The organism is Vagococcus jeotgali (genome assembly GCF_035918315.1).
Lineage (GTDB): Bacteria > Bacillota > Bacilli > Lactobacillales > Vagococcaceae > Vagococcus > Vagococcus jeotgali.
This window is the reverse complement of the sequence record NZ_CP142146.1, coordinates 243921-267467: the sequence shown is the minus strand read 5'-3', so window position 1 is coordinate 267467 and position 23547 is coordinate 243921. Positions and strand designations below refer to the sequence as shown.

19 protein-coding genes, 1 pseudogene and 1 other annotated feature are annotated in these 23547 nt (G+C 35.1%); of the genes and pseudogenes, 6 read left to right on the top strand and 14 right to left on the bottom strand.

The features are described 5' to 3' along the window. Positions 1-7: 7 nt before the first annotated feature. The 9 genes and pseudogenes from rlmB to VSF34_RS01395 all read right to left on the bottom strand — a co-directional run. On the bottom strand, positions 8-856 hold the full coding sequence (gene rlmB / locus VSF34_RS01435) for a 23S rRNA (guanosine(2251)-2'-O)-methyltransferase RlmB (protein ID WP_326717347.1): 849 nt from the start codon (positions 854-856) through the stop codon (positions 8-10). Continuing rightward, complete coding sequence (locus VSF34_RS01430; RefSeq protein ID WP_326717346.1) at positions 849-1256, bottom strand: Mini-ribonuclease 3; 408 nt, start codon at positions 1254-1256, stop codon at positions 849-851. Before VSF34_RS01430 ends, rlmB begins: the two co-directional genes overlap by 8 nt. Continuing rightward, on the bottom strand, positions 1253-2671 hold the full coding sequence (gene cysS / locus VSF34_RS01425) for a cysteine--tRNA ligase (protein WP_326717345.1): 1419 nt from the start codon (positions 2669-2671) through the stop codon (positions 1253-1255). The genes VSF34_RS01430 and cysS overlap by 4 nt, the downstream gene beginning before the upstream one ends. A 53-nt stretch (positions 2672-2724) precedes the next feature. Further along, positions 2725-2933: a binding site (T-box leader), on the bottom strand. Then, complete coding sequence (gltX, locus tag VSF34_RS01420; protein WP_326717344.1) at positions 2918-4393, bottom strand: glutamate--tRNA ligase; 1476 nt, start codon at positions 4391-4393, stop codon at positions 2918-2920. (Overlaps the previous feature by 16 nt.) Before the next feature lie 109 nt (positions 4394-4502). Next, entirely contained in the window at positions 4503-5591 is a 1089-nt protein-coding gene (locus tag VSF34_RS01415; RefSeq protein WP_326717343.1) for a PIN/TRAM domain-containing protein, read from the bottom strand. A 17-nt stretch (positions 5592-5608) separates the two neighbouring features. Next, the gene (radA, locus tag VSF34_RS01410; RefSeq protein WP_326717342.1) at positions 5609-6976 is read right to left on the bottom strand and encodes a DNA repair protein RadA; all 1368 of its coding nucleotides are present in this window, start codon (positions 6974-6976) and stop codon (positions 5609-5611) included. A gap of 87 nt (positions 6977-7063) precedes the next feature. Then, positions 7064-7591, bottom strand: a complete 528-nt coding sequence (locus VSF34_RS01405) for a dCTP deaminase/dUTPase family protein (protein WP_326717341.1) — start codon at positions 7589-7591, stop codon at positions 7064-7066. Positions 7592-7690: 99 nt separating this feature from the next. Continuing rightward, the gene (locus tag VSF34_RS01400; protein WP_326717340.1) at positions 7691-7843 is read right to left on the bottom strand and encodes a hypothetical protein; all 153 of its coding nucleotides are present in this window, start codon (positions 7841-7843) and stop codon (positions 7691-7693) included. A gap of 43 nt (positions 7844-7886) precedes the next feature. Continuing rightward, positions 7887-8072: pseudogene (locus VSF34_RS01395) on the bottom strand (KUP/HAK/KT family potassium transporter); the annotation flags it as partial. A gap of 330 nt (positions 8073-8402) precedes the next feature. On the opposite strand from VSF34_RS01395, the gene proB reads away from it, so the two are divergent. From proB to VSF34_RS01380, 3 genes are read left to right on the top strand one after another with little or no spacing between them, the layout of a single operon-like run. Then, on the top strand, positions 8403-9170 hold the full coding sequence (proB, locus tag VSF34_RS01390) for a glutamate 5-kinase (protein ID WP_326717992.1): 768 nt from the start codon (positions 8403-8405) through the stop codon (positions 9168-9170). Next, complete coding sequence (locus VSF34_RS01385; protein ID WP_326717339.1) at positions 9167-10414, top strand: glutamate-5-semialdehyde dehydrogenase; 1248 nt, start codon at positions 9167-9169, stop codon at positions 10412-10414. The genes proB and VSF34_RS01385 overlap by 4 nt, the downstream gene beginning before the upstream one ends. Then, the gene (locus VSF34_RS01380; protein WP_326717338.1) at positions 10411-13032 is read left to right on the top strand and encodes a YfhO family protein; all 2622 of its coding nucleotides are present in this window, start codon (positions 10411-10413) and stop codon (positions 13030-13032) included. The genes VSF34_RS01385 and VSF34_RS01380 overlap by 4 nt, the downstream gene beginning before the upstream one ends. Positions 13033-13054: 22 nt before the next feature. Here the strand turns inward: VSF34_RS01380 and VSF34_RS01375 are convergent, their stop codons facing one another. Together VSF34_RS01375 and VSF34_RS01370 are read right to left on the bottom strand one after the other, a co-directional pair. After that, on the bottom strand, positions 13055-13516 hold the full coding sequence (locus VSF34_RS01375) for a Dps family protein (RefSeq protein ID WP_326717337.1): 462 nt from the start codon (positions 13514-13516) through the stop codon (positions 13055-13057). 75 nt (positions 13517-13591) lie between these two features. Beyond that, positions 13592-14305 carry a hypothetical protein gene (locus VSF34_RS01370; protein ID WP_326717336.1) on the bottom strand — a complete coding sequence of 238 codons (714 nt, stop codon included), beginning with the start codon at positions 14303-14305 and terminating at the stop codon, positions 13592-13594. A gap of 109 nt (positions 14306-14414) precedes the next feature. Between VSF34_RS01370 and VSF34_RS01365 the strand changes: the two genes are divergently transcribed. After that, the gene (locus VSF34_RS01365) at positions 14415-14861 is read left to right on the top strand and encodes a hypothetical protein (protein WP_326717335.1); all 447 of its coding nucleotides are present in this window, start codon (positions 14415-14417) and stop codon (positions 14859-14861) included. Between the two features lie 51 nt (positions 14862-14912). Here the strand turns inward: VSF34_RS01365 and VSF34_RS01360 are convergent, their stop codons facing one another. Then, the gene (locus VSF34_RS01360) at positions 14913-16073 is read right to left on the bottom strand and encodes an NAD(P)-dependent malic enzyme (protein ID WP_326717334.1); all 1161 of its coding nucleotides are present in this window, start codon (positions 16071-16073) and stop codon (positions 14913-14915) included. Between the two features lie 23 nt (positions 16074-16096). Then, a complete protein-coding gene (locus VSF34_RS01355; RefSeq protein ID WP_326717991.1) occupies positions 16097-17413 on the bottom strand; it encodes a 2-hydroxycarboxylate transporter family protein in 1317 nt (438 codons plus the stop codon). A gap of 156 nt (positions 17414-17569) precedes the next feature. Between VSF34_RS01355 and VSF34_RS01350 the strand changes: the two genes are divergently transcribed. Both VSF34_RS01350 and VSF34_RS01345 read left to right on the top strand, forming a co-directional pair. Then, positions 17570-19096, top strand: a complete 1527-nt coding sequence (locus tag VSF34_RS01350; RefSeq protein WP_326717333.1) for a Spo0B domain-containing protein — start codon at positions 17570-17572, stop codon at positions 19094-19096. Positions 19097-19100: 4 nt separating this feature from the next. Then, a complete protein-coding gene (locus VSF34_RS01345; protein ID WP_326717332.1) occupies positions 19101-19772 on the top strand; it encodes a response regulator in 672 nt (223 codons plus the stop codon). A gap of 96 nt (positions 19773-19868) precedes the next feature. On the opposite strand, the gene rpoC is transcribed toward VSF34_RS01345, so the two are convergent. Continuing rightward, on the bottom strand, positions 19869-23519 hold the full coding sequence (gene rpoC, locus VSF34_RS01340) for a DNA-directed RNA polymerase subunit beta' (RefSeq protein ID WP_326717331.1): 3651 nt from the start codon (positions 23517-23519) through the stop codon (positions 19869-19871). Between the last annotated feature and the right edge of the window lie 28 nt (positions 23520-23547).

Sequence of the window (23547 nt, the reverse complement as noted above, 5' to 3'; positions counted from 1 at the left end):
CCTTTTTCTAAGAACGTTTACGGTAAACTTCATACATGAGAAGTCCAGCTGCTACACCAGCATTTAAGCTTTGAACGTGTCCTTCAATGGGAATGGTAATCATCTCATCAACTTCTTTTTTAAGAGCTTGTCCCATCCCTTTTCCTTCATTACCAATAATTAAAGCAATATCACCAGATACATTCCACTCACGATAATCCGTACCTGTCATGTCTGTTCCAAATACCCAAATATTATGTTCTTTTAATTCTTTCACTGTTTGAGAAAGATTGGTCACACGAGCAATAGGAATATGCTCCACAGCCCCAGTTGACGTTTTTACAACGACAGGTGTCACACCAACGGCACGATGTTTTGGAATAATGACACCATCTACATTAACTGCATCAGCCGTACGAAGCATTGATCCTAAATTATGTGGATCCATAATACTATCTAATATTAAAAAGAAACGATTTTCTTTTTCTTTTGTTTTTTCTAATAATTCAGATAAAGATAAATACTCATAAGGTGTTGTTTTCATAACTATCCCTTGATGATTTGCTCCGTCTACCATCTCATCTAATTTGGTTTTTGGTACCCATTTAATTGAGACGGATTTTTCCTGAGCTAGTTGTTTTAACTCTTCAATTCTACTTCCTTTAATATCTTCTTGTAAAAATAATTTGTTACCACGGTTTTCTTTTAATGCCTCAGTAGTAGCATGTTTGCCAATCACCGTGTCCTCTAGTGTCGCCTCTTCACTCTCTTCAACCAACATATCGCGTTGAGCTTGTTTTCCTCGGTGGTTGTCTCGTGACTTTTTGTGATGATTTTTTTTACTAAAATCTGGTTTTTCTCTTCTTTGTCTACTCATTTGTCTTCTCTCCTATTTCTTTAATACACCAAGTGATTAACTCTTCCATCCTCATCTTTTGACCAGTCAAATGTAAATAACCCATTAATGCTTCAAATCCAGTTGACGAGCGATATACAAATACTGAGGTGTTTTTAGCACTCGTATGACTTTTAGCATTACGCCCACGTTTGTATACTTTTAACTCCTCTTCTGAGAGCATATCAGTCTCCATCATCTTTTCGATTAAATAATGTTGTCCTTTGGCTGATACATAGTTTGTTGCCATGCGGTGTAGTTGATTAGGACGAGTATGCCCTGATCTCACTAAGTAATCACGGATATAGGTTTCATAAATAGCATCACCCACATATGCTAATGTCAATCCACTTAATAAATTATAATCTTTTTCTTTTGTCATGACTTTCTACTCCATCTTGTTCCTTGAGGGGTATCTTTCAATATAATTCCCTGCTCTTTTAACATGTCACGAATCTCATCACTTCTAGCAAAATCTTTATTGACTCTTGCCTCAACACGCTCTTTAATTAAGTTATCAATTTCTTCATCCAATAGATCATTATCTTTTTTTAGATCAATACCAAAAATAAGTAATAATTCTTCCAATGTTTCTTGGAAAATAGATAGCACTACTTTTGATAGCTCTTTTCTTTCAAGATATAAATTCAATTCTTTAACTAAACTATAAACAGCTGTGATTCCATTAGCTGCATTAAAATCATCATCCATCTCTTGAATAAACATGTCTCTTAATTTATAGATTTGATCCATCATATGAGTATCATCTTCTAAGTATTCACTTGCTAAGTCTATTCTAAATTTACTAGCCTCATAACTATTTTTTATTCTAGTCAAATTAGCTGTTGCTTCTTGAAGAATCACTTCATTAAAGGGCATTGGTCTTCTATAATGAGTTGTTGATAGAGCAAAACGGACAACCTCAGGAGAAACAGTTTTCATAAGCTCATGGGCTGTGACAAAATTACCTAAAGACTTACTCATCTTCTCACCTGACTCACCAACTGTTAAGTAAGCATTATGCATCCAGTAATTAGCAAACGTCTTACCTGTTTTGGCTTCACTTTGAGCGATTTCATTTTCATGATGAGGAAACTCTAAATCTTGTCCTCCAGCATGAATATCAATCGTTGCTCCTAAATGCTTTGTAGCCATAACTGAACACTCAATATGCCAACCAGGACGTCCCTCTCCCCAAGGTGACTTCCATGATACTTCTCCTTCTTTAGCTTGCTTCCATAAAGCAAAGTCAATTGGATCAATTTTTTTAGCTTGTTCATCACCTGTACGTTGACTAGCTCCTACCTCTAATTCATCAATAGTTTTATTACTTAACTGTCCATAGTTACCAAATTCGCGGGTTTTAAAATAAACACCCCCCTCGGATTCATAAGCATAGCCTTTTTCAATCAACTCTTCAACAAAAGCAATAATGTCATCAATATGATCAATCACACGAGGGTGTAAGTTTGCAGGTTGAATATTTAATTTTTCCGTATCTTCCTTAAATGCCTCAATATATTTATCTGCCAAAGCTTTTGTTGTTAGTCCTTCTTCTTTAGCTGTGCGAATAATTTTATCATCTACATCAGTAAAATTCGATACATACGTTACACTATAACCACGGTACTCAAAGTAACGACGGATTGTATCAAAAGCCACTGTACTTCTAGCATTACCTATATGAATATAATTATAAACAGTCGGGCCACATAAATACATGCTCACTTCATTTGGTTTTAATGGTTTAAATTCTTCTTTTTTACGAGTTAAGGTATTATAAATGACAATACTCATCTTTTTTCTCTCCTTTGGTTAACGTATAAAAAAACGCCTATTAGTCAACTAAACTAAAAGACGTTCTCACGTGGTTCCACTTTTTTTTATAGACAAAAAATCGTGCCTAACTTTTAATAGTTAACGCCTATTACACGTACCTGGCTAATTAGTCACCAAGTCTACTCAAAGAGGCACTTCATAGAACTTTGACACTTGTTCACACCAACCACAAGCTCTCTTAAGACAATAGCCCTACTACTTTTCTTATCCTTGTATTTCTTTCATTGCTTGATCAATATGATCAAAGACTTTTTCTTTTCCAAGTAATAGAATTGTTTCAGCTAATTCTGGACCATGCATTTGACCACTCACAGCTACACGAATTGGCATAAATAATTGTTTTCCTTTGACACCTGTTTCTTTTTGAACAGCTTTAATAGCTTTTTTAATACTAGGTACGTCAAAAGCTTCTATCTCAGTTAAAGCTACTTTAAAAGCTTCAAGAACAGTTGGAACTTGCTCTTCTTTTAATACACTAACAGCAGCATCATCAAAAGCTAATACTTCACTAAAGAATAAACCTGATAAATCAACAATCTCACTTGCAAAACTCATTTGTGGTTGGTATAAGCTCACCAACTCTTCAACCCATGCTAATTTTTCTGGTGTTGGATTTTCTTCCACTAAGCCATCTTTGATTAAAAATGGTAGACACATCTCTGCCATCACTTTTGAATCAAGTTGTTTCATATATTGATTACTAATCCATTCAAGTTTTTTATTATCAAAAGCTGCTGGGGATTTACCTAAACGATCAGCATCAAACATCTTAATAAATTCCTCTTGACTGAAAATTTCATCTTCCCCAACTGGTGACCAACCAAGTAAGCTGATGAAGTTAAACATGGCTTCTGGTTGATAACCTAAATCACGGTATTGTTCGATAAATTGTAAAATCGTTTCATCACGTTTACTTAACTTTTTACCAGTTTCACTGTTAATAATTAACGTCATATGACCAAACGTTGGCGGTGTCCAACCAAATGCTTCATACACCATTAATTGCTTAGGTGTGTTAGCAATATGATCATCCCCACGTAGTACATGAGTGATTTTCATTAAATAATCATCCACTGCTACAGCAAAGTTATATGTCGGCATACCATCACGTTTTAAAATAACAAAATCCCCACCAACACTGTCTGCTTCAAAGGTGATATTACCTTTAACCATATCATTAAACGTATACTCACTACCTTTAGGAACTCTAAAGCGGACAACTGGCTTAATCCCTTGAGCTTCTTTAGTAGCTTGTTGTTCTGGTGTTAAATGAGCACATTTCCCGTTATAACGTGGAATTTGATTGTGACTTCTTTGAATTTCACGATCAACTTCTAATTCTTCTTCAGTACAGTAACACTTATATGCTAAATTACTTGCTAATAATTGATCGATTAAGGGTAAGTATAAATCTTGTCTTTCAGATTGACGGTAAGGGCCGTACTCTCCTGGATTTTCAGGGGATTCATCCCAGTCAATATTTAACCAAGCTAAATTATCTAATTGGCTTTTTTCTCCACCTTCAATATTACGTTTTTGATCGGTATCTTCGATTCTTATTACGAAATCTCCGTTATTGTGACGAGCGAATAGATAGTTAAATAATGCTGTTCTTGCATTTCCTATATGTAGATGTCCTGTTGGACTTGGTGCATAACGCACTCTTACTTTGTTTGCCATGTTATCGACCTTCCTTGTTGACGTATTTTATTTAAAAAACGTTATTACAACCAGTTTACAATCATTTTCATCATTAGTAAAGGTTCTTCCTTTAGACTTTCTTAATAAATTAAGAATCACCTTTAATCGTTGTTTGAGAATGACTTGGCTTAGCAAAAATCATGCGACCTGCTGCTGTTTGTAAGGCACTTGTCACGACGACTTTAATCTTTTCATTCATGAAATGTTTCCCATCTTCTACCACAACCATCGTACCATCATCTAAGTAAGCAACACCTTGCTGGCGTTCTGTTCCGTCTTTCATCACCATCACTTCCATTGTTTCTCCTGGTATGACAACAGGCTTAATCGCATTAGCTAAAGCATTAATATTAAATACTGGCACGTTTTGAAACTCACTCACTTTATTTAGGTTATAGTCATTTGTCACAACCACACCATCCAACAACTTAGCTAACTTAATTAATTTGCTATCCACTTCTTGAATATCCTCAAAATCACCTTCATACATTTCAACTGAAATATCAGGTTCTTTTTGAAGAGCATTTAAAATATCTAAACCACGGCGACCCCTCACACGTTTTAAGCTGTCACCAGAATCAGCAATATATTGTAGCTCATACAAAACAAAATTAGGAATTAATAACGTCCCTTCAATAAATCCTGTTTTAGCAACATCATAAATACGCCCATCAATAATCACACTTGTATCTAATATTTTATACTTGTTGTAGTTTTCATCTAATTTTTTATCAATAATATCTTCTGTACCTTTTTTAGGCTTAGCAGCAAATAACTTCTTAAAGTCATCTCCCTTCATCGTCCCCACTCTATAACCTAAAAATCCCATCACTAACATAATTAAAGCTGGAACTAAAATATTTAAAGAGTAAAACGGAATCGATATTAAAGCACCTAATAACAGGCCAATGATTGTACTTACACTCACAAATAACAAATCAAATAGACTTTGTTCTGTAATAAACTTCTCAATTTTTTTAATTAATTTAGATAGATAGCTATACGTCAAACTTGCAATAATAATAAAAATAATGGCTCCAATAATTCCGTTTGTCATTTCGTTATCTAACCATTCTTGTACAGGCGAATAAAGGGTCTCCCAAAAAACAGGTAAATAGTTCACGCCTAAACTAAACCCAATGATTGCCATAATGACAATGTATATTTTTTTCTGCATTCATTCTCCTCCTTCTTTTATGAAAATACTTTGTGTAGAGTTTCTGATACTGTTTCAACCCCAATCACTTCAATTCCTTGTGGTTTATCCCAACCAGGTAAATTATTTTTTGGTACATAGGCACGCTTAAATCCTAATTTTTGTGCTTCTAACACACGTTGATCAATCCGGTTGACTCGTCTAACTTCACCAGTTAATCCAATTTCACCAATAAAGCAATCTGATGGTAGCGTTCCTTGATCTTTATAACTTGAGGCAATGCTGACGGCAATGGCTAAATCAATCGCTGGTTCATCTAATTTAACACCTCCAGCAGCTTTAAGGTAAGCATCTTGATTTTGAAGCATAAGTCCAGCTCTTTTTTCTAAAACAGCCATAATAAGTGATACCCTATTATAGTCAAGACCCGTTGCAGTACGCTTAGCATTACCAAATACACTTGGTGTTACAAGGGACTGGACTTCAGCTAAAATCGGCCTTGTCCCCTCCATAGAACACACAATAGCAGAACCTGTTGCCCCGTCAATCCGCTCTTCTAAAAAAGCTTCGGATGGATTTAATACTTCTACCAGTCCGATTTGTCTCATTTCAAAAATCCCAATTTCATTGGTAGAGCCAAACCTATTTTTGACGGCTCGTAATATACGAAACGTATGATGCCTGTCACCTTCAAAATAAAGAACAGTATCCACCATATGCTCAAGCATCCGAGGGCCAGCTAAAGACCCCTCTTTTGTGACGTGTCCCACAATAAAAATCGCAATATGGTTCGTCTTAGCAATTTGCATCAATTCAGCCGTTGTAGCTCTGACTTGACTTACACTACCAGCTGCGCTATCTACATCTGGATGAATCATTGTTTGAATCGAATCAATGATAACAAATTCTGGTTGTAGTTGGTCAATGGTTTGCTTAATGGCACCGATATCTGTTTCTGGGTACACATAAAAATCATTACTACCATCTTGCAGACGCTCTGCTCGCATTTTTATTTGTTCAGAGCTTTCCTCACCAGAAACATATAACACATTACCATCTAAGAGGCTAAGTTGCTGAGATACTTGTAAAAGTAGTGTTGATTTACCAATACCTGGGTCACCACCAATTAAGACCATAGAACCTGGTACTACTCCACCACCTAGCACACGGTTTAATTCCTCTAGATTTGTTTTCACACGAGGCTCTTTTTGACTTGTGACCTCTTTTAATTTTTGAACTTTGCTGCCCTCACCAGATAAATTGACACGAGAATGTCTTGTTGGTTTATCTTGAATAATCTCCTCAACTAAAGTGTTCCACTCTCCGCAATTAGGACACCTTCCAAGATACTTAGGAGATTTATACCCACATTGTTGACAGACATATTCATTTTTCTTTTTAGCCATATAATCTCCCTTTCAACCAGTTTTAAAACAAGCTTACCTACTTCTATTTTAACTGAAAATCAAAAAATAATCTTGTGTTTTACTTCCTTATTTTCCTGAAGATCCAAATCCTCCCATGCGGCTTGCCCCAGATTCATCATGATCAGCTTTTAAAAATGGTAAAAAGATACCTTGTCCAATACGCTCACCTTTTTTAATTGTCATATCTTTTAGACCAAAATTCAAAAATTGGAACATAATGTGCCCTTCGTTAGCTTCATTATTATAGTAATCACTATCAATAACCCCAATACTATTAGCTAAAGACAAGTAATGTTTTAAAGGGTTACTTGATCGGTTAGCTAGTTGTAAGTATTCTTCCTCACCCATATAAGCCTTCACTCCTGTTGCAACAAGGGTTGGTTTTACTTGCTTCAACATATCCTCATCCATAAAAATAGCTTCACCTTTTAAAGCCGCTTTTAGGGCTACTGCTACCCCTTTTTTCCAAATGCTTGGAATAACAATCGTTTCTGCTGACTCAAAATCATAACCAGCTGCATTTTTTGTTGCTCTTTTTGGTAAATTAATATCTGAAAAGCTCGTTACCTTCTCAAATCCACGTTGTCTTGTCATAACTAAACCTCACTTTTTATTTTTTATACTCATTTATCCTAACTGAAAATAACACAAATAAAAAGAGTAAGACCAAAATCTTACTCTTTATTTCACACATTAGTCTTCTTCGTCAAAATCATGAACTATAATTTGTTCTAAAATATCACGTTGTCTTCTTGGTTGAATAACTAAAGGCACGTACTCGACTAAAACATCACTATATTCTAAACCAAACCATTTGCCTGGGTCCACTGCCCATTTTTTATCCAAAGTTTAGCATTCATGACAAAAGCATCAAATGGGTTTAAACCTGATCATCAGCTTTTAGAGCAATCATGACATATTTTACTGTCGTAAGCAGTGTCAACGTCCAAAAAACTAAGGAAACAGCATCTAATATAAATGCCTCTGATACTTAATCTAATCCACCGTTACCTTCAATAATAGCTTTCATAACATATAACGGACTCGTTCCTATATCTCCATAAACAACTCCCATTGCTACCAATGTTCCACCTAAGGTAAATTTGTCAATGTGATGACTATTTTTTTCTTGTTCCACTAACCTCTAAAATATAATACCAAGGCGAATTATATACCTACTTTCTTTAAAGTCAATCGTTTAAATTTAATAAAAGCTGTTCGTTAATTATTCACTTTTTTTATACAAATATTATACTTATAATCGGTAGCTTAGACTTGTTAAATACGGTATCATGATAAGCATGGATAATAGAAATGATTAAAAGAATAGGAGATTATATTCTTGGAACGAGCACTTTTTTTAAATACAAAACGCATTGTGATTAAAATAGGCACTAGCTCCTTAATGCTAGAGCATGGGGATATTAACTTATTGGCGATTGCTCAACTAGCCTTCACCTTATCTACCCTAAAACAAATGAACTACGAACCAATTCTTGTGTCTTCTGGCGCTGTTGGTGTTGGTATGAAAATACTTAATTTAAATACTAGGCCTGATACTATTGCAAAACAGCAAGCTGTTGCTGCTATTGGTCAGTCTGAACTCATTAAGATATATAATCAGCGCTTTAATTCTTACCACCAGCTATCAGCACAAGTTCTGTTAACACGAGATGTCATTGATTTTCCTGAAAGTAGGGAAAATGTCATTAATACTTTAGATGAACTAATCCAAATGGGGATTATTCCCATTGTAAATGAAAATGATAGCGTCTCTGTGGATGAGCTGGATCATCAAACAAAATTTGGAGATAATGATCAACTATCAGCTATTGTTGCAACACTAGCACAGGCTGATTGCTTAATTATGTTATCTGATATTGATGGGTTTTATTCAGATAACCCTCACACAAACCCAGATGCGACACTTTTTTCTCATATTCCAACTATTTCAAAAGAACTAGAATCATCTGCTGGCGGTGCTGGTAGTGAATTTGGAACAGGTGGTATGGCAAGTAAGTTAAAAGCTGCTAAGCGCATGCTGGATGTTGATTCACATATGGTCCTGGCAAGCGGTAAAAACCCTAGTATCATTTTTGACATTTTAAAAGGACAAGACATAGGTACTTTGTTTTCTAAAACAGATCTAAACATAAAGGAGTCAGACAAATGAGCGACTTAAATCAAATGGGACAAGAAGCTAAACAAGCCTCTTTTTTCTTAAATAAAGCCACAACAAAACAAAAAAATGAAGCCTTAGAGGCCATCTCTTTAGGGTTGAAACAAGATACACCTCAAATATTAGAAGCCAATAAACAAGATATTTTAAAGGCTAAAGACAACAAAATTTTTGATACAATGATTGATCGTTTAAAATTAACAAAAGAGCGCCTTGATGTCATGCAAGAAGATATTAAGACGATTATCTCTTTAGAAGATCCTATTGGTAAAGTAGATAACATGTGGAAGCAAGAGGACAATTTGCTTATAGGAAAACAACAAGTCCCACTTGGAGTGATTGGCATGATTTATGAATCCAGACCAAACGTCACAACAGACGCTACAACTTTGGCTCTAAAATCAGGTAATGCGATTATCTTGCGCGGTGGTAAGGAAGCTATCTTTTCGAATATAGCATTAGTAAAAAGTATGCAAGCTTCCCTGGAACGTGTTGGATTTCCAAAATATGCTGTGCAATTAATCGAAGATACATCTAGAGCGATTGCAGCTGAATTTATGCAGTTAACAGATTATTTAGATGTTCTAATTCCTAGAGGTGGAGCTAATTTAATTAAAACAGTAGTACAAACAGCCACTGTTCCTGTCATTGAAACTGGAGTAGGCAATTGTCATATCTATGTAGATAAACAAGCTCAACTAGATATGGCCATATCGATTCTCTTAAACGGGAAAACCCAACGTCCTTCAGTGTGCAATGCTACTGAAACTTTACTCGTCCATCAAGATATTGCAAAAGACTTTTTAACAACGGCCGAACCCATCTTAACAGATAAAAGGGTTGCTCTTAGGGCAGATAAAGAAAGTCAACAATATTTAACAGCCGCTACATTAGCAACCGAAGCTGATTTTAAAACAGAATATAATGATTTGATTCTAGCTGTGAAGATTGTCAAAAACTTAGATGAAGCTATCTCACATATTAATTATTACGGTACCAAGCATTCTGAAGTTATTGTGACAGATAGCTATCAACACTCTCAAAAATTTATGCAAGAAGTGGATGCTGCTGTCGTCTATGTCAACGCCTCTTCTAGATTTACTGATGGTAGCAAATTTGGATTTGGTGGAGAAATTGGCATTAGCACTCAAAAAATTCATGCTAGAGGGCCTATGGGGTTAAATGAGTTGACAACCTCAAAATATGTAGTATTTGGTGAAGGGCAGGTTAGATCATGATGGATAAAGTAAAAAAATCCTTTCAAACTAATGGAAAATATGGACTAATTGCTTTTTTTATTCCTGTTCTTATTATGATTGGTGTCTACATCAGTCTAGGAATTTATCCTGGCAGCTCTAGAAGTGTTTTAGCTAGTGATGCTTTTTCCCAGTTCTCAAATTTTCATGCTAGCTTTAATAATATGATGCATGGTGAGCAAAGTGCCTTTTATACATGGAATGCTTCTCTTGGTTTAAATTATTGGTCACTAATTTCTTATTATCTAGGTGGTATTTTCACACCTATCGTTTTTCTATTTAAAAATCAAAATATGCCTGATGCTCTTTATGTGCTGACGTTACTAAAAATTGGTGCTGCTAGTTTAGCCTTTTGGTTTTACAGTAAAGAGACGTACAGACTATCAAAATGGTCACATATTACCTTAAGCGTGACATATTCCTTGATGTCGTTTGCCACAGCTCAATCAGAGTTAATCATGTGGCTAGATACTTTTATGTATTTACCATTAATCATATTAGGTATTAATCAAATTATGGATAAAGGAAAATCAGCTTTATTATTCGTCGCTTATTTACTTTTATTTATAACGAATTTTTACTTCGGCTTTATGGTAGGAGTATTCTCTGTTTTATATTATTTTGCCAGATTACTAACCAATAAAAAGCAATATATTAAATCGATTATTCCTTATTTTATAACAGCTTTTCTCGCAGGTATTGCTTCTATGGTGATGATTTTACCGGCTGTCCTTGATTTAAGTACTAACGGGGAAAAATTAACAGAGATGACTAAAATTAAAACAGCAGCTACTGGGTTTTGGGATATCATAATGAAAAATATGATCGGTGTATTCGACACGACAAAGTATGATTCCATTCCATTTATTTACGTTGGTTTACTGCCTTTGCTGTTTTGTATTTTTTACTTTGTTACCAATCAAGTAACATTAAAAAACAAATTGGCCTATGGTGGGTTGTTTATCATTTTAATCCTTAGTTTTTATTTAGAGCCACTAAATTTATTTTGGCATGGATTTCATGCTCCCAATATGTTTTTATTCCGCTTTAGTTTTCTATTTTCCTTTTTAGTTGTCATGTTAGCAGGATATGGATGGGAACAATTTTCAAAAGACAATAGAGGACAAATGGTGACCATTGTAATTGTTTTAGCAGTTCTATTTTCCGTTGCTTTCTTTGCTTCAGGAAAAGAGGCTTATGATTATGTCACTTTACAACAATACGTTGTGACTATTTTATTTTTAGGTTTGTATCTCATCAGCATTGTTTTCTATCAACTAAAAAAACTACCTAAAAAAAGCTTAGCACTGCTGCTACTACTTATTGTGACCGGGGAGGCTTATATCAATACCTCTTTTATGCTTTATGGTATTTTAGATGATTGGAATTATGCTTCTAGAAGTGTCTTTTCTGATCCCTACCCTGATTATAAAGGACTTGTTGATGAGGCAAATGCTAGCAACAAACAAAGTTTTAAACGCCTAGAATCCCTTGCCCCTATTTCTGCTAATGATAGCTTTAATTACGGGTATAGTGGTATCAGTATGTTTTCTTCCATTAGAAACCGCCATTCTTCCTCTTTATTAAATGATTTAGGTTTTAGATCAAGAGGAACTAACTTAAATATTCGCTATCAAAATAACACTTTAATGATGGATAGCTTAATGGGAATAAAACATAATATTAGTGATCAAGGAATTGATAAGTACGGCTTTAATAGAGTTAGCCAAAAAGGAAAATATCAATTGTTTGATAACAAAAACACCTTACCTCTTGGTGTACTAACTGATGCTGATATTTATAATGTTAATATTCCAAAAGGAAATAATTTAAAATCTCAACAAAATTTAGTCAATCATCTATCTAACTTAAATGAGCTCTACTATACTTCTTTAACACCAAGAATCATTAAGTCAACTAATGCTGATATCTCATATAAAGCAGGTGACTATATGACAATTAAAGAAAAAGAAGGTGAAATTGCTAAAGACATTACCTTTGAAGTAGACGTACCAGCAGGCAAGCAGGCCTATTTGAGTATTTACCCAGAAAATTTTGGGGCACTAAAAAGCTCAACAGCAACTGTCTCTACTGATGGCATGTCTTACAAATCTCAAATTGGTATTACCGGTCAGTATTACAACTTAGGCTACTTTAAGGATGATGCTACTGTAACGTTTACTGTATCTTTCTACGGAACAGAAGAAGTTACTATTACTGATCCTCCTGTAATTTTACTAGACATTCCAAAATATCAAGCTGCCATGAATGCTATTAGCGAACGTGCTGTTGATTTTAAAGTAAGTAACAGACAAGCAACAGCCCATATTGAAACGCCTGAAGAACAAGTCGTCTTTACCTCTATTCCATTTGATAAAGGATGGCAAGTTAAGGTTGATAATAAAAAAGTACCAACTAAAGCTTTTAAAGATGGTTTTTTAACTTTTACCGTCCCAAGCGGCGTACATGATGTGAGCATGAAATTTACTCCACCTGGTCTTATAATTGGCTTTATCTGCTTCATTTTAGCCATAGGAACTTACATCATTTATTACTATTTCATTTCTAAAAATGGACAAAAAAAAATGCTTAAGAGATAATCCCTCTAAGCATTTTTTTATTTTATAAACCAGGTTCTTTACCTAACTCAGCAGATAACATCCAGATTGTTTTTTCAAAGTCAGCCTTCATTGATGTAAAAATATCTTGAGACACAATATCATCTTCTTCTTCAGTAATATCAATACCTTGACGAAATAGATCGGCTAAGTAACGATATCCTTCTAATAAGTTTTCAATACGCTCAACCATTGATTTATCAAATGTTCCAGGCTCATCTTTAATTTTTGTATTCGTTTTAAACTCTTCTAGAGTTGAATAAGGGCTACCACCGATTGTGATTAGTCTTTCTGCTACCACATCAACACGCTCATTGATATCATCCATGTACTCGTCCATTTTCGGATGATAAACTAAAAAGCCTTCGCCTCTCATATACCAGTGTGTTTGGTGAATAACAATTGAAAATTGACTAAGATCTGCCACCGCTTGGTTTAAAATACGTTTTGTTTGTTCATTTTTCATAATTGTATCATTCTCCTTTATTTGTTAATACAATCAGTATAACACCTTTATAGTAATTAGGCCAATGATTGCACTTTACTTAAGTCTTTTTTTAGCTTCTTCAACTGCTTGATTAACTGCATCATTTACTTTAAGTTCATAACTGTCTGAACTACTTGTACCTGACATAAAAGCCAGTAACAACCTATCAACATCCTCATCTTGATTATCACTAACCAACCACTGTTTTTTCTGTCTTTCAAAATTAATCGTCACATCAACAATATCAGGACTCTCTTCTGTGTCTTCTAATGCTTCAAAATAGGATAGAAAAACTAATTGTCCAGCTTCTTGGCTGTTAGGTTCAAATTCTTCTCCTGTTTTCAACATGTTTGTCATCATTCTTCCAACAAATTCTGGATAATCAAAACCTTGAATATGATAAGTTACTTTAATTTTATCTTTACCTTCTGCTGAGCTTTCAACCTCATATTGTGCCGTTTTTCGAACTCGTTCCATTAGCCCTTGTGAAATTTTTTCTCGCTCGTCATCTGTTAAATTATCAGCAACTGCATCAAATACTGTCGAAAAGCTCTCCTGCATAGAAACTGTCATTACTTGCATTTGTTTATCTAATACATCACCATCAACAAAAGATTCCTTAAACTCTTTAGATCGTTTGTCATAAACCAAGCGATCAACAAATAACTTACCAACTTCATCATCTGGTAAGCCTTTTTCCCCGCAGCCTGTTAAACCAATACTTAGTAGACTGATTAATAAAATATAAAACCAATTTTTCTTAAACATATTTTTCACCCTCATTGAATATCATCATCGTTATATCAGTTTATCACACAATGTAAACAAATAAAAAATAATTCCCCATTAAACGTATCTTTTAAATGAGGTGATAATAATGATAATCATTAACCAATTCCGTAATTTATCTTTACCTTTTTTTCAACTATTGATGCTCATGACAAGTTCATTACTAGCTATTCATGACGCTAAAACCTTCAAAGTCTCTCCTCTAGTTTTTAATATTGCTACTCCTCTTATTTTGTTATGCTATGCTTTAGAAATCGGTATAAGCCACTTTCATTTCTTATTTTTTTTAGTATTGTTCTTCATTAGCAACCTTATCATATGGTTATTTCCAGCATACATTGGTGGTGGGGACTTAAAATTGTTACTAAGTTGGTCTTTAGTTTTAAGTCCTATTCAATTTATCTGGTTATTATTCTATGCTTCTAGTAGTGCTTTATTATGGATTCTACTTTGGAAGATGATAACTAGAAAAACACATCATAAAATCCCCTTCGTACCTTTTTTAACAATAGGATTATTTCTAATCTTTTTATAAATAAAAAAGATAGGTCGACTTAATAAGCCAACCTACTTTTCATTTTTATCATTATTTAACTGAATTTCTTACTGAATCTGCTACAACTAAAGCCACGCCTTCTTGGAATGGATCTGGAATAATATTAGTAGTTGTTAGTTCACTATCAGGAATCAAACTTGCAATTCCTTTAGCTGCTGCAATTTGCATCTCAATTGTAATAGACGTTGCACGAGCATCCAGTGCCCCTCTAAAAATTCCAGGGAAAGCTAGAACATTATTAATTTGGTTAGGAAAATCACTACGACCTGTTCCAACAATGTAAGCACCTGCTTCAAGAGCTTCATCTGGGAAAATTTCTGGTGTCGGATTTGCCATAGCAAAAATAACTGGTTTAGCTGCCATTGTTTTAATCCATTCAGGTTTTAAGACACCTGGAGCTGATACGCCAACAAAAATGTCAGCACCAACCAAAGCATCTTCAAGAGTTCCTGATAGACCCCTTAGATTTGTTAACTCAGCAATTTCAGCATGATGAGCTGGTAAATTTTTTGCATCTTTTTTATTTAAAATACCGACACGGTCCACAACAGTCACATCTTTAGCCCCTGCTGCTAAGAACTTACGGGTCACAGAAAGCCCAGCAGAACCTCCACCATTTACAACAATTTTTACATCTTTTATATCTTTACCAATTAGTTTTAAGCTATTAAATGCTGCAGCTAACACCACAATAGCTGTTCCATGTTGATCATCATGAAACACTGGAATATCACACTCTTCAATTAAGCGTTGTTCTATCTCAAAACATCTCGGAGCACTGATATCCTCTAAATTAATTCCACCAAATGTTGGAGCAATCGCTTTAACGATTGAAATGATTTCTTCAGTATCTTGTGTATCTAAAACAATAGGAATTGAGTCAACATCAGCAAAACGCTTGAACAATGCAGCTTTCCCTTCCATAACTGGCATAGAGGCTTCTGCACCAATGTTACCTAAACCAAGAACTGCTGAACCATCACTAACAACTGCTACGGTATTTTTCTTTGTTGTTAATTCATAGGCCTTATCTTTATCTTCTGCAATTTCAGTACACACAGCTGCTACTCCTGGTGTGTAGGCAATACTTAAATCATGTCGATTGTTAATTGGAACTTTTGGTGTTACCTCAAGTTTACCACCATGTTTTTTTGCTTGTTCAATTGCTAATTCTCTTACATCTTGACTCATTTTACTTCCTCCTAAGTTTTTAATTAAAAGATCATTCTCAATATAGCTGTCATAGAAATAACTGTAATCGCACCACCTAAACGTGTTGCAACTTGGGCAAATGGCATTAAGTTCATACGGTTTGTTGTACTTAAAATCGCAACGTCCCCTGTTCCACCCATACCACTTTGACAAGCAGAAATAATAGCTGCTTCAATTGGATACATATTCATAAAGCGTGATACGAAAAATCCTGTAGCAATAACTGTAAATACGGTACTAATCACGACTAAGAAATATTGCCATGTTAACACGCCAATCACATCTTTTAGTGGAATATATAACATACCAAGTCCCGCCATTAATGGGAATGTAAAGTTACCAGAAATAAATTTGTATAACTGTTTTGAACCTTTTTCTGTTTCTTTAGGAACCACGTTAATATATTTTAAAAATGCAGCAACCACAATCATTAATACTGGCCCAGGAAACCCTGTGAAGTATTGTAGTAGTGACCCTGTGATAAATAACGTACAAGCTGTTAAAACACCAGCACCCATTAATTTTACATCAATTGGTGAATTATCTTCTTTCATTGCATCAGACATATCTACTCCGTCTTTTGCTTTGATTAATTGACCGCTACCAGATAAATCTGGGCGTTTTTCTCCCCAACGAGATAAAATAGCTGAACACATAATCGCAAAAAAGTTACCAATAATTGTTGCAGGGATAAGTTGTGCTACTAATTGTTCACTACCGAGTCCCGTTATGGCACTATAACCCAAGGACAGCGGCAAGATACCCTCACCAATACCTCCAGCTAAAACAGGTGTCACAATGAAGAATAAGGTTTGTTGCCATTCTAAACCTAGTAATACACCAACAAGAGTCCCCACACCCATAGCACAAATCATTCCGATTAGCATTGGAATAATCATACGCATTAATCCTTGAACAAGAATGATGCGGTTCATTCCCAGTATACTACCACAAACTAAACAAGCAATATAAAAGTATAAAAAGTTTGCTTGCTTCATTAAGATATCTGTTGACGCTAAGACATTATCATTTAATAAATTAAAAAATACCATAATTGACGGAACAAGTAATGATAAAATCGCAGGACCACCAAAATTCTTAAATCCAGGAATATTTGCACCAATTGTACCTAGTAACCAACCTAATGTTAAAATAACAGCAAATCCACCAAGCATGTTAACTGGTAATTGTTGGAATAAAGCTGTTGCCAGAATAACAAGGGATAAGGTAAGATACACTGGTAGAGGTACTGGACCAACATAAAATTTCTTTGCTTTTTCCTTAAATGTTACACCTGATTGTTGCGCCGTATTTTTCATCGACTGAGTTTGTTTCATTTATTTACGCTCCTCTTTCCTTAATGATTTCATTATAAAGATAGCGTTTTCCAAAATGAACTTTATTTAACTAACTTAAATAAATCAATTAATTTAATTAAATTTATTTTTTCACAATATATCACTGGAGAGACACTTATGAATAAAAAAATAGGCTTATGGCTTGTGATTACTGTTATTTTCACCCTCACTTTAATAGTGACAAATACCGCGTTATATACCTTTTTACTTAAAGAAAATTCAGCAACTATTGAGGTAAATGAAACAAAAAGACTTTTTGCTGAAGGAAAGCAACTCGCTCGTGAACCAATTGTAATTGAGGCCCTGAAAAAAGGCGACGCAAGTCCTGAGTTGAGTCAATACACTGATGATTTTCAAGAAAACTATGGTATTGATTTCGCTGTCGTCATGACGATGGAAGGTATTAGACTCACCCACCCTAACAAAGAAAAAATCGGGGAACATTTTGAAGGTGGCGATGAACTACCTGCCTTAAAAGGAGAAGCCGTCTCCTCAATCAACAGAGGAACACTTGGGACATCTCTTAGAATACTTGAGCCTGTATATAATAAAAAACAACAACAAATTGGTGTTGTTGCTTTAGGTATAAAATTATCAACTTTAGATACCATTGTTAATGAATCACAAAGAGGTTTTAAGATTTCCTTATTATCTAGTATTCTCTTAGCAGGTGTTATCTCGGTTTTCATCGCATACTTGCTAAAGAAACAATTACACAATTTGAAACCATGGGAAATTTCTTCATTACTTGAAGAACGTAATGCCATGTTGAATGAGTCAAAAGATATCGTGATTGTTTTAGATAAAAAGAACCGAATTACATTAGTTAATATTGCTACTAAGGAATTTGCTAAACAAAATGGTATTAATACTGAATACTTACTAAAACAGCATTTAGATTACCTACTAACCCATCTAGATCAGATAGATTTAGCCGTCGGCCATGAACAAATCTATCAACAAGCAGGCCAAGATTATTTATTTTCAATCTCTCCAATCATTGTCAGACAAAAACGTATTGGGTCTATTATTTTTCTAAGAAACGCTACAGAATCAAAATTTGTCACAGATCAACTAGCAAACACAACAGCTTATGCCAGTGCCTTGCAAACTCAGTCACATGAATTTATGAATAAACTTCACGTGATTTATGGATTGACTGATTTAAAAGCCTATGATGAGTTGACTATTTATTTATCTGAGCTACTCATTCCAGAACAGGAATTTTCCAACAGATTAGCTATCCTTTGTCATAACCCATTATTTGCTAGTTTTCTGATTGGTGAAAGAGAGCGCTTTTCAGAATGTAAAGCCCAATTAACCATTGAACTGCTCTCGGAGATTCCAAATCTAGAACAGGATCAAGATACGATTCACTTAATTAATGTGATTCGCTACATTCACCATACTTTATTAAAACTAGAATTACCTGAATTTATTTTCCTAAATTTTGAACAACAAACTGACAGGTTATTTACAACTTATGAGTGCCTTGAAGAACAACAAATTTTCCAAAGTCTAATCATAGCTTTAGAAGAGCCATATTTTCATCATTTAATTGAAATTGTTGATGGAGAATTCAACTTGATCAAAGAAGACAATAGAATTCACTTAACACTAATGACATATTACAAGGGAGAGTAAACACATGAATGTTTTAATTTTAGAAGATGACCCCATGGTAGAATTTATTCACCGTAGCTACTTAGAGAAAATGGCTATTTTTGATAATATTTACTCCACTAATACTGTTTCAAATGCTATTGATTACTTACAAAAGCAGACAGTTGATTTATTACTTTTAGATATTCACCTAAAAAATGAAAACGGGCTAGATTGTTTAATGATGATTAGACAACAAAAGCTACCAATTGATGTGATTTTAATTACAGCAGCTGATGAATTACAGACTGTTCAAGAAGGTCTTAGACTAGGTGTTATTGACTATTTATTAAAACCCTTTACTCATGAGCGGTTTGAAAAGAGTATTCAATTGTTTTTAGAAAAACATGCTCTACTCTCAGAAGAAAAGACTACTCAAGATACTATTGACCATCTGACAAATCAAACAACGAAACACCAAGTAAAAGATTTAGTATTAGATAAAGGGCTATCACAGCAAACAATGGACCATATCTTGTCTATCATTAAATCAAATCCTAAGTCCTTTACCATCCAAGAACTAGCAGATAAGTGCCAATTATCTCATGTTTCGATTCGTAAATATGTCACTTTTTTAGAAGAACATCACCTCGTCACATCAAAAACAGTTTATACAAAAGTAGGTAGGCCATTTAAAGAATATTATTTCAATCAATAAAAATTAAAACACCTCCGTTTTTTACTTACAGTAAAAAACGGAGGTGTTTTTGATAACTCTTATACATTAAATCAAAATAGATTTAAGCTAAGGTGTTTATTCTTTTATTGTAATGGCATCAGCTGCAGCCATTTGTGCTTCAATATCACTGATACTATACACATTTTCACTAGCAACTCCCACTTCTTTTGGTTCCATGTTACGGTATTTAGCCATACCAGTACCAGCTGGAATGATTTTACCAATGATAACATTTTCTTTAAGTCCAAGTAAGTGGTCTTTTTTACCTCTAATTGCAGCATCAGTTAACACACGTGTTGTTTCCTGGAATGATGCAGCAGATAAGAAACTATTTGTTTCAAGAGAGGCTTTTGTAATACCTAAGAGAACAGGACGACTTGTTGCTGGAATACCACCAGAAATTAATGTGTTGTAGTTTCGATCTTTAAACTCACTAATATCAACTAATGTACCTGGCAAGATATCTGAATCACCTGGATCCATGATTCTTACTTTACGTAGCATTTGACGAACCATTACTTCAATATGTTTATCGCCAATTTCTACCCCTTGCATACGGTATACTTTTTGTACTTCTTTTAATAAATAATTCTCAACAGCTAACACATCTTTTACTGCTAATAATTGTTTAGGATCAATTGACCCTTCAGTTAGTGGTGTTCCACGATCAATCATCTCACCTTCAGCTACTTTAAGACGTGATGTATAAGGCACTGAATACTCTCTTGTATCTGTTTCACCTTTAACAATCACAACTTTTGTACGATCAGCTTGGTCTTCTGTAATATCAATGACCTCACCAGCTACTTCTGAGATAACAGCAACCCCTTTAGGATTACGTGCTTCAAAAATCTCTTGGATACGAGGTAAACCTTGAGTAATATCATCTCCGGCAACCCCACCCGTATGGAACGTACGCATTGTTAACTGAGTACCAGGCTCACCAATTGATTGGGCAGCAATTGTTCCTACTGCTTCACCAACTTCAACTTCTGAACCAGTAGCTAAGTTACGTCCGTAACAGTGTTTACATACACCGTGTTTTGTATTACATGTGAAGACTGAGCGAATTGTAATTTCCTCAATATCAGCATCAATAATTTGACGAGCGATATCTTCAGTAATAATTTCGTTAGCTCCAACAATTTCTTCTTTAGTTATAGGATTAATAACTGATTTACGAGTATAGCGACCTAGCATACGTTCTTCAAGAGTTTCAATGATTTCATTGCCCTCTTTCATCGCACGAATATTAAGACCACGATCAGTTCCACAATCTGTTTCACGAATAATAACATCTTGGGCTACATCTACTAGACGACGAGTTAAGTACCCTGAATCGGCAGTTTTTAGAGCCGTATCTGTCATACCTTTACGAGCCCCATGAGTTGAGATAAACATTTCTAAGACCGTTAAACCTTCACGGAAGTTCGATACAATCGGTAACTCCATGATTCGACCATTTGGAGCAGCCATCAGTCCACGCATACCAGCTAACTGGGTAAAGTTGGAGATGTTACCACGGGCACCAGAATCACTCATCATGAAAATCGGGTTACGTGAATCTAAACTTTCCATCAGTTTTTCTTGGATAGCATCTTTTGTAGCGTTCCAAATCCCAATAACGCGTTCATATCTCTCATCATCTGTGATTAAACCACGACGGAATTGTTTCGTAACAGTGTCTACTTGTTTATGAGCGGCATCAATCATAGCAGGTTTTTCATGTAAGACTACGATATCAGCAATCCCTACTGTCATACCAGCATAAGTAGAGTGTTTGTAACCTAAATCTTTCATTCTATCTAACATTTTAGATGTTTCAGTAATTTTGAAACGTTTGAAGACTTCAGCAATAATATTACCTAAGTTTTTCTTCTTGAACGGTCCAACTTCTGGTTGCTCTTTAATGAAGGCAGGAATATCAGTACCTGCTTCAACAAAGTACTTATCAGGCGTTTGAACAGTTAAGTTATAATCAGTTGGTTCGTTTAAGTATGGGAATTCTGGTGGCATAATCTCATTAAAGATTGCTTTACCAACAGTCGTTGTTAAAATACGCTCACGTTGCCATTCTGTGAATGGTTTTTCTGGCATTGATGTTGTTTGCAGACCAATACGTGTGTGTAAGTGAACATAACCATTTCTCCATGCTAAAACAACTTCATCTAAATCACGGAAGACCATACCTTCACCAATTTGGCCAGGCTCTTCCATTGTTAAATAGTAGTTACCTAAAACCATATCTTGAGACGGTGTTACAACTGGTTTACCATCTTTAGGATTTAAAATATTTTGTGCAGCAAGCATTAATAGGCGTGCTTCAGCTTGGGCTTCTTCATTTAATGGCACGTGAACAGCCATTTGATCCCCATCAAAATCGGCATTATAAGCCTCACATACTAATGGGTGAAGACGAATCGCACGACCTTCAACTAAAACAGGTTCAAATGCTTGGATACCAAGTCTATGTAATGTAGGTGCTCTATTAAGTAAAACTGGATGTTCTTTAATAACATCTTCTAATACGTCCCAAACAGCATCTTCTTGACGCTCAATTTGGCGTTTAGCATTTTTAATGTTACTTGCGATTTCGCGCTTAACTAATTCATGCATCACAAAAGGCTTGAATAATTCAATTGCCATTTCTCTTGGTAAACCACATTGGTACATTTTTAAGAATGGACCAACAACGATTACTGAACGACCTGAGTAATCCACACGTTTACCAAGTAAGTTTTGACGGAAACGACCTTGTTTCCCTTTTAACATATGTGATAAAGATTTAAGTGGACGGTTACCTGGTCCAGTAACTGGACGACCACGACGACCATTATCAATTAAAGCATCCACTGCTTCTTGTAACATACGTTTCTCATTTTGAACGATAATACCAGGTGCGTTTAAGTCTAATAAACGTTTTAAACGATTATTACGGTTAATCACACGACGATATAAGTCATTCAAATCACTTGTTGCAAAACGTCCACCCTCTAGTTGAACCATTGGGCGTAAGTCTGGAGGAATAATTGGTACAACGTCCATAACCATCCAGTCTGGATCATTTCCAGATGTTCTAAAGGCTTCTAAAATGTCTAAACGACGAATAGCACGTGTACGTTTTTGACCTGAAGCTGTTTTTAATTCTTCTTTTAAAGAGGCAACTTCACCTTCTAAATCAACAGATTCTAATAAGCGTTTAATCGCTTCTGCACCCATACCAGCTTGAAATGCATTGCCATATTGTTGACGTTTTTCACGGTACTCACGCTCTGTTAATAATTGTTTTAATTCTAGTGATGTATCTCCTGGATCAGTCACAACGTAAGAAGCAAAATAAATAACTTCCTCAAGTGCTCTTGGGCTCATGTCTAGTACAAGACCCATACGACTAGGGATACCTTTAAAATACCAAATATGAGTTACTGGAGCGGCTAGTTCAATATGTCCCATACGTTCACGACGAACCTTCGAACGAGTTACCTCAACACCACAGCGGTCACAAACAATTCCCTTATAACGAATACGTTTATATTTTCCACAAGCACATTCCCAATCCTTAGTAGGACCGAAAATACGCTCACAGAAAAGACCATCACGTTCGGGTTTTAAAGTACGGTAGTTTATTGTCTCTGGTTTTTTTACTTCACCATATGACCAGCTTCTTATCTTTTCAGAGGAAGCCAAGCCAATTTGCATACTATCAAATTTATTTACATCGATCAAAAGATGTCCCTCCGTTTCATTGTCTTTA

Bases quoted from the DNA above. Each gene is read 5' to 3' on its own strand.
- rlmB (WP_326717347.1), bottom strand. From the start codon at position 856: ATGAGTAGACAAAGAAGAGAAAAACCAGATTTTAGTAAAAAAAATCAT.
- VSF34_RS01430 (WP_326717346.1), bottom strand. From the start codon at position 1,256: ATGACAAAAGAAAAAGATTATAATTTATTAAGTGGATTGACATTAGCA.
- cysS (WP_326717345.1), bottom strand. From the start codon at position 2,671: ATGAGTATTGTCATTTATAATACCTTAACTCGTAAAAAAGAAGAATTT.
- gltX (WP_326717344.1), bottom strand. From the start codon at position 4,393: ATGGCAAACAAAGTAAGAGTGCGTTATGCACCAAGTCCAACAGGACAT.
- VSF34_RS01415 (WP_326717343.1), bottom strand. From the start codon at position 5,591: ATGCAGAAAAAAATATACATTGTCATTATGGCAATCATTGGGTTTAGT.
- radA (WP_326717342.1), bottom strand. From the start codon at position 6,976: ATGGCTAAAAAGAAAAATGAATATGTCTGTCAACAATGTGGGTATAAA.
- VSF34_RS01405 (WP_326717341.1), bottom strand. From the start codon at position 7,591: ATGACAAGACAACGTGGATTTGAGAAGGTAACGAGCTTTTCAGATATT.
- proB (WP_326717992.1), top strand. From the start codon at position 8,403: ATGCTAGAGCATGGGGATATTAACTTATTGGCGATTGCTCAACTAGCC.
- VSF34_RS01385 (WP_326717339.1), top strand. From the start codon at position 9,167: ATGAGCGACTTAAATCAAATGGGACAAGAAGCTAAACAAGCCTCTTTT.
- VSF34_RS01380 (WP_326717338.1), top strand. From the start codon at position 10,411: ATGATGGATAAAGTAAAAAAATCCTTTCAAACTAATGGAAAATATGGA.
- VSF34_RS01375 (WP_326717337.1), bottom strand. From the start codon at position 13,516: ATGAAAAATGAACAAACAAAACGTATTTTAAACCAAGCGGTGGCAGAT.
- VSF34_RS01370 (WP_326717336.1), bottom strand. From the start codon at position 14,305: ATGTTTAAGAAAAATTGGTTTTATATTTTATTAATCAGTCTACTAAGT.
- VSF34_RS01365 (WP_326717335.1), top strand. From the start codon at position 14,415: ATGATAATCATTAACCAATTCCGTAATTTATCTTTACCTTTTTTTCAA.
- VSF34_RS01360 (WP_326717334.1), bottom strand. From the start codon at position 16,073: ATGAGTCAAGATGTAAGAGAATTAGCAATTGAACAAGCAAAAAAACAT.
- VSF34_RS01355 (WP_326717991.1), bottom strand. From the start codon at position 17,413: ATGAAAAATACGGCGCAACAATCAGGTGTAACATTTAAGGAAAAAGCA.
- VSF34_RS01350 (WP_326717333.1), top strand. From the start codon at position 17,570: ATGAATAAAAAAATAGGCTTATGGCTTGTGATTACTGTTATTTTCACC.
- VSF34_RS01345 (WP_326717332.1), top strand. From the start codon at position 19,101: ATGAATGTTTTAATTTTAGAAGATGACCCCATGGTAGAATTTATTCAC.